Source organism: Streptomyces sp. NPDC104581 (genome assembly GCF_055583685.1).
In genome coordinates, this window is record NZ_JBVJNN010000034.1 from 73399 (window position 1) to 79558 (window position 6160).

General features: G+C 74.9%; 2 protein-coding genes. Both read left to right on the top strand.

Annotation, left to right across the window (positions count from 1 at the left end):
- Positions 1–7: 7 nt before the first annotated feature.
- A complete protein-coding gene (locus ACZ61E_RS24705; protein WP_469702036.1) occupies positions 8–874 on the top strand; it encodes a DUF4132 domain-containing protein in 867 nt (288 codons plus the stop codon).
- On the top strand, positions 871–5994 hold the full coding sequence (locus ACZ61E_RS24710) for a DNA-binding protein (RefSeq protein WP_469702037.1): 5124 nt from the start codon (positions 871–873) through the stop codon (positions 5992–5994). Before ACZ61E_RS24705 ends, ACZ61E_RS24710 begins: the two co-directional genes overlap by 4 nt.
- Positions 5995–6160 lie beyond the last annotated feature (166 nt).

Below are 6160 nucleotides of genomic sequence, written 5' to 3' on the forward strand. Positions count from 1 at the left end.
GTGCGTCATGGGCTGGCTGTCGGCGGGCGAGGGGTATGAAGTCGCCCTGGTGGAAGGCCGGGTGACGGCACGGTCCACAGCGGGGCGGGCCGCGGGACGGCAGTTGAAGACGCTGCCCAAAGGGGTACGGACGCATCCCGAGGCGGACCGGCTGCGCAAGCTCGCCGAGTGGCTGGACCGGCACGCGGCGGAGTGCGTGGCGCGCGTGGACAGCTGGATGGTGTCGTCCCTGCCGGTTCCCACCGGGCTGCTGGGCCGGGTGTGGCCCGACGAGGCGTGGCAGGCCGGGCTGCGCGACATGGTGGTGATGGGCGAGGGGCCCGACGAGGTGGGCTTCCTCCGGGACGCCGACGGATCCGGTCAGCTGCGGGTGGTCGATCCGGACGGCGAGACCATTCGGCTGTCACCGGAGACGGTGACGCTGCCGCATCCCGTTCTGCTGCCCGATCTGGACGATCTGCGGGAATTCGCCGCCGAGTTGGGCCTCACCCAGGGGATCGAGCAGATCGACCGGGCCACCTGGCGCAAGCCCGCCGGCCTCGCCGCGAAGGCGACCTCGGTGTCGGACTTCGCGGGCGGCGCCTACGACTCCCGGTTCGGCCTGGCCGCGCGGGCGACCTCGCTCGGCTACCGGGTGTCGGGCGGCTACGCCACCTGCCGGATACGGGAGGCCGGGGCGTTCACCGAGGCGTCGGTGTGGATCGGGGAGCCGTACTGGTACGGGGAGTCCGAGACCGGCGATCTGAGCTGGAGCGTGGTCGACGGACGCTCGCTGCGGCTGCCGGAGGTCGGGCCGGTCGCCTGGTCCGAGGGGATGCGCATGGCGGCGGCGCTGTACGCCGGCCGCACGGTCAAGGAGGGGCAGAACACGTGAGTGACACGGGGGCGACGGTGCCGGCGGGAACAGGGACACAGGCGCAGGACGCGGCGACGGTGAGCGAAGTGCGGGCCACGGCCAAGCAGTTGCTGCGGGCCGGGGCGGTGCTGCCGCCCGGCACGGCCGGCGCGGGCGAGCGGGCGGTCCCGCTGACCACCCGCGCCTACCGGCATCCGGGGCTCGACGACCGGGTCGTGGTGCGGCTGGTGGCCGGGGAGCTGGGAGCGGCGGAGGACCTGGCCGCCGGGTTCCTCGGTCTGGAGCCGGACGGTGAACCGGCCGAGGTCGGGCTGGGGCTGCGGCAGTCGCTGGGCTTCCCTGAGTGGGTGCTGGTGCACCACCCGGAGGACGGCCGTCAGGCGCTCGGGCTGATGCCCGAGCTGGAGAAGGCCGCCCGGCAGGCGAAGACCAAACCGAAGGTGGCCCTGGCCTCCTACCAGCAGATCGCGGGACGGCTGGCCGACTCCGTACCGCACTTCTTGCCGACCTTCTTCGAGCGGGCCGGGCGGGTCTTCAGCGAGGTGGAGAATCCCGGCTTCGCGGGGCAGATGTTCCTGCGGGCCCGCGACGCCGAGAGGCAGTACGGCCTCACGGTCGACGAGGAGCGGCTGCACGCGGTGTTCCTGGAGTTCGCGCTCGCCGGGGCGCTCCCGGTGAAGGCGCTGACCGGGCACGCGCGGGGGCTCTCGGCCCGGATGCCGGCCGACGAGGCGTACCGCCGGTTCCGTGAGGTGTGTGTACGGCGCACGGCCGCGGGGTTCGAGCCGTCGGTCCAGATGTCGACCGATCTGCGGAAGCTGGCGAAGGCCGCCGGGGCGGACGCGGCGCAGGCGGAGGGCGCGTATCTGACCGAGCTGCTCGCCCTCCCGGCCACGCGACGGGCGGCGCCCGGCTGGTGGAAGGGGCACCGCACCGCCCTGGTCGCGCTGGCCCGGCGCGACCCCGACACCCGTGGGACGCTGCTGGATCTGCTGCCCGAGGACGCCGAATGCGCCGGGTTCTGGCTGGAGTTGCTGGAGGAGTCCGGGGCCGCCGAAGGGCTGCTGGACACCACGCTGCCGGCCGGGCAGCGGCCCGAGGACGGCACGGTCGGCTGGTATCTGCGCTTCTCGAAGTACCGGTCATCCTCTTACAGGACGGCCGGCCGGATGCCGGCGCTGCTCTCGCTCGTGGAGCGGGCCGCCGGACGGCTGCGCGAGGAGCTGGCCGGAGCCGGGGCCGGGGCCGTGTCGGCCCTGCCCGTGCCGTACGAGGACGTGGATCTCCTCGACCTGCTGCTCTCCCTGGACGTACCGGTCGCCGATCCCACGGGTGAGCGGCGGGTCCTGCGGCTCGATCTGGACAGGTGGGCCGACCCGGACGCGGACCGCCGCGATCTGCTCGCGCTGGCGGCGGACGAGCGCTTCCGGCCCTCTTTCGCGGCGGGGGCCGACAACCTCGGCGGCGAGATCGCGCCCTACCGGCTGCTGGCCGACTCCCCCGGCGGGCGCCCGATGCTCACCGAGTGGATGAGGGCGACCGCGCGGGACTTCTCCGTCGGCGCGCTGCCCGGCCTGCCCGGCGATCTGGAGCGGCTGCGCCGGATCCCCGGCGTCGCCCTGGCCCTCGCCGAGGAGGAGGTGCGGGCTGTCGCCGCCACCGATCTGGCCCCGCTGCTGGTCCGGACGCTGCGGGCCGGCATCTTCGACGAGCTGGGCTGGCCCGCCTGGGAGGAGGCGATCGCCGCACTCGCTCCCAAGGAGGCGGACCGGGAAAGGATCGTCCTCGCCGGCGCCTGGCCCCATCTGATCGTGGCGGGCGCGTCGCAGGCGCGGGTGCTCGACGCGGACGGCGCCGTGCTGACCCATGACCTGCGTATCCCCGACGACGCGTACGGCTGGTACCGGCATCCGGGATTCCATTACGTGGACGGGCAGTTGCTCGTCCACTGGCGGTCCTACTCGGACGGTGACCAGCTCAGGGGGTACTGGCACACCGCCGCCGACAGTCCGGCCCCGCTGGAGTCGGCCGACGGCATCCGGGGTGTCCAGATCGGCCGGCTCGGCGACGGCCTGGGGGTGTTCACCCTGCCCAGGCCGGGCGGCGGGCGGCTGACGGGCGACGGTGTGCTGTACGCCGGGGACACCTCGCTACCGGTCGAGCGTGCGGTGCACACGGACGGGACGCGGTACTGGACACGGGCCGTGGACGCCGAGGGCGCCGAATGTCTGCACGAGCTGGACCCGGAGTCGGGCAAGCCCCTCACCGTCGACCGGCCGGACTTCTTCACCGGGGCGACCGGCGGCGCACCGGAGGGCAGCACCTTCGCCGGTGGCGTGCTGCTGCCCGCCCCGTCGGCCGCGACGGGTCCCGGCGCGCATCCCGTGGACGGTCTGCTGGGCTGGCGGGTGGTGCGGCTGCCCGACGGCTCGCGGCGCTGCGAGGACCTGGCGGGACACACCGTCACACTGACCCACGAGGCCGGCCGGCCCGCCCGCCCCCTGGTCTTCCCCGGCGACGACCGGCCCCGGGGCGTCGGTGGCGCGGGCTCCGAGATCAGGCTGGTCGATCCGGAGGGCACGGTCACGGCCCACGCCCGGGTGGACGGGGTGCCCGGTCCGTTCGCGGCGGGTACCGCGCTGCTGCCCCCGGAGGACTACTGGCACTGTCTCAGGGCCAGGGACCCGCGGGGTTCCACGGCACTGCGCGCGATCAGCGGGGACACGGCGCGGACGCTGCTGTCGGCCGCGGTCGCACAGGACAGGAAGGCGAAGGAGGAGATGGGCACGGCGAGGGGCACGGGCACGGAGCCGGAGGACGAACTCCTCACCCTGGTAAGGGAGTCGCTGCCCGCCGTCAGCCACGAGGCGCTGGTGGCCGGGATCGCCGGGGTGGTGCGGTTCGCCGCCGGGCAGCAGGCCGAGCTGGACGCGATCGTGACCCGTCTGGAGGAGAAGGCGCTGGTCGAGCGGCCGGGGGCGGAGGCGGTCGGCCCGGGGAACGAACTGCTCGGCGCGGCCCTCGACGGGCTCGCGGACGACTGCTCCTTCTCGTCGTACCGCGGGGACGCGAGGCTCAGTCTCTTCGGTCAGCTGCGGGCGCTGAGCGCGGTGTTGGCGAGTCCCGTGGATCCGGCCCCGGAGGCCGGGACGGAGCCCGTGCCCGGGAAGGCCGTCCGGCTCCACCTCGACGGGTCGCCGCTGCCCGTGGACAGGACCGAGTGGGAGAGGCTCCTCGGCGCCCCGGCCGCGCTGGCGTACCGGGCCGCCTCGATGTCCACGGAGCGGGAGCACCGCGAAGCGCTGGACGAACTGCTGGCGGCGCTGGACACGCTCGGCCTCACCACGGCGGAGGGCGCCGACCGCTGGCGTGTCTGCCGGCTGTACCTCGACGAGAGCGCGCTCGTCGACGCGGACGGCAACCCGCGGCGCGGGAACTGGTCGGCGGTGCTGCCACTGGCGGACGGCGCGTTCCTCGCCTTCGTCCGCGCGGGGTACTGGGACGGGTCCCGGCGCGAGTTCACCGCGCTGTTCCACGATCCGACGGGCCGCTTCGAGATTCCCGCGCCGTACACCGTCAAGTCCGCGCCCCGCGAGGTCGCCCTCGGCCCCGGCCGGGACGGCGGGTGGTCCGCGGCCTTCCGCGCGGAACTGGCCGGGCGCGGGCCCGCGCCCTGGTTCCCGGCAGCCGCCGAGGAGTTCGCCCGGCTCACCGGTGTCACGCCGTCCGCGGCCGGGCTGATCGTGGCCGGCCTGCCCCGTGTCTGCACGAACGAGCAGGACTTCCTGCCCGTGGAGGTACGGAACACTCTCGGGCTGAAGATCCCCAACGCCGCCCTCGCCAGGGACGAACTGCGCGGTGTGGACGCCGGCGTCCGCCGGGCCGTCGTGGCGGCGCTGCTGCCCGGCGACCCCGCCCGCCTGTGGACCGAGGGGCCGGACGTGGCAGCCGCCGCCGAGGTCTGGAACAGCGAGCTGGGCCGGCGGACACCCGTCCAGGAGGAGCTGCTGCTGCTCGTGGCGAAAGCGGTCCGCGCCGTGCGCTCGGACTGGACACCGGAGCGGACGCTGCGGGCGCTCATCGACCCGGCCGGCGAGCCGCGCCTGACGACCGACGCGGTCTGGCGCGTCCACCAGGACAGCGTCGCTCCCGTCGGCACGGACCGCGCGGTGTTCGACGCGGACACGCTGAAGTCCGTTGTCGCGACGGCCGCGTGGCTGGCCCACCAGCTCCCGGCCGGTCACCCGGTCCGGGCCCTGCTGCCGGGCGTCGTGAGCGCGGTCCGGGAGAGGCTGGCCAACCCGGAGCTGATGCTCAGCCTCGGCGGGTACGCCGGCCTGGCCGCGTACCGCGCCGCGGTCGGCGCCCCCACCGAGACCGGCGAGGGGTACGAACGCTACGGCGCGGTGATCATGAGCACGTACGACGGCCAGCCGTATCCGGCCGTTCGCCCCGCGCTGCTGGACGAAGCGGGGGACGACCCCTATCTGCCGGTCCTGCGGGGGATGGGCAACGGCTACGGCCGCACCGGCTCACAGGATGCCCAGCGGCCTTACCCGGTCGAGACCGGTATGCGCGTCGCCCGCGATCCGCGCTTCGCCGCGCTCCTCGGCGACCCGGGCGACCCGGTGGCCGGCGAGCGCGACAAGGACGGCACCTGGTATCCGCAGGACCCCGGCCGGTCGGTCCCCGGCCTGGTCACGGAGGCCGCCAAGGAGTACGGCATCAGTGAGGACGCCGCCGTGCTCTATCTGATGCTGCTCGCGATGCCCGATCCGACCGACGCCAACATCGCCAAGTGGACGGGCTGGAAACGGCGGCGCGGCGGCGCCGCCCGTATCGAGGCGGCGCGCGAGGAACTGGCGGCCACCGACCTGGTGGTGAGGGCGAGCCGTACCGGCGCCAGGCGCTCTCTGTTCCTGCCGGGCGGCTGGACGGTCGTCGATTCGGCGGCCATGTCGCTGGAGCGGTGGAAGCTCCCCCTGTTCGATCTGGCCGTCGGCGGCAGCGCGTCACTGGACGTGATCGCGCCCACGGAGCCGGTGGCCGACCTCTACCGCCGGGCCTGGCAGCGGGTCAAGGACGGCGACACCCCTCGCTTCGACGAGCTCAAGGCCCGGCGGAGCGGGCGGGGCTGACCGTGCGCGAGGCGGTGGCGGGGTGCGGGTCACCCCGCCACCGCCGGCCGGGGGGGGGGGGGGGCCCAGCACACCCGAAAGGCCCACCCCCCCCCCCCTCTCGCCACCCTCCGACACCCGGGGCCGGGACCCCTGTCCGGCCGGAAACCACCCCCCCCCCGGGCAC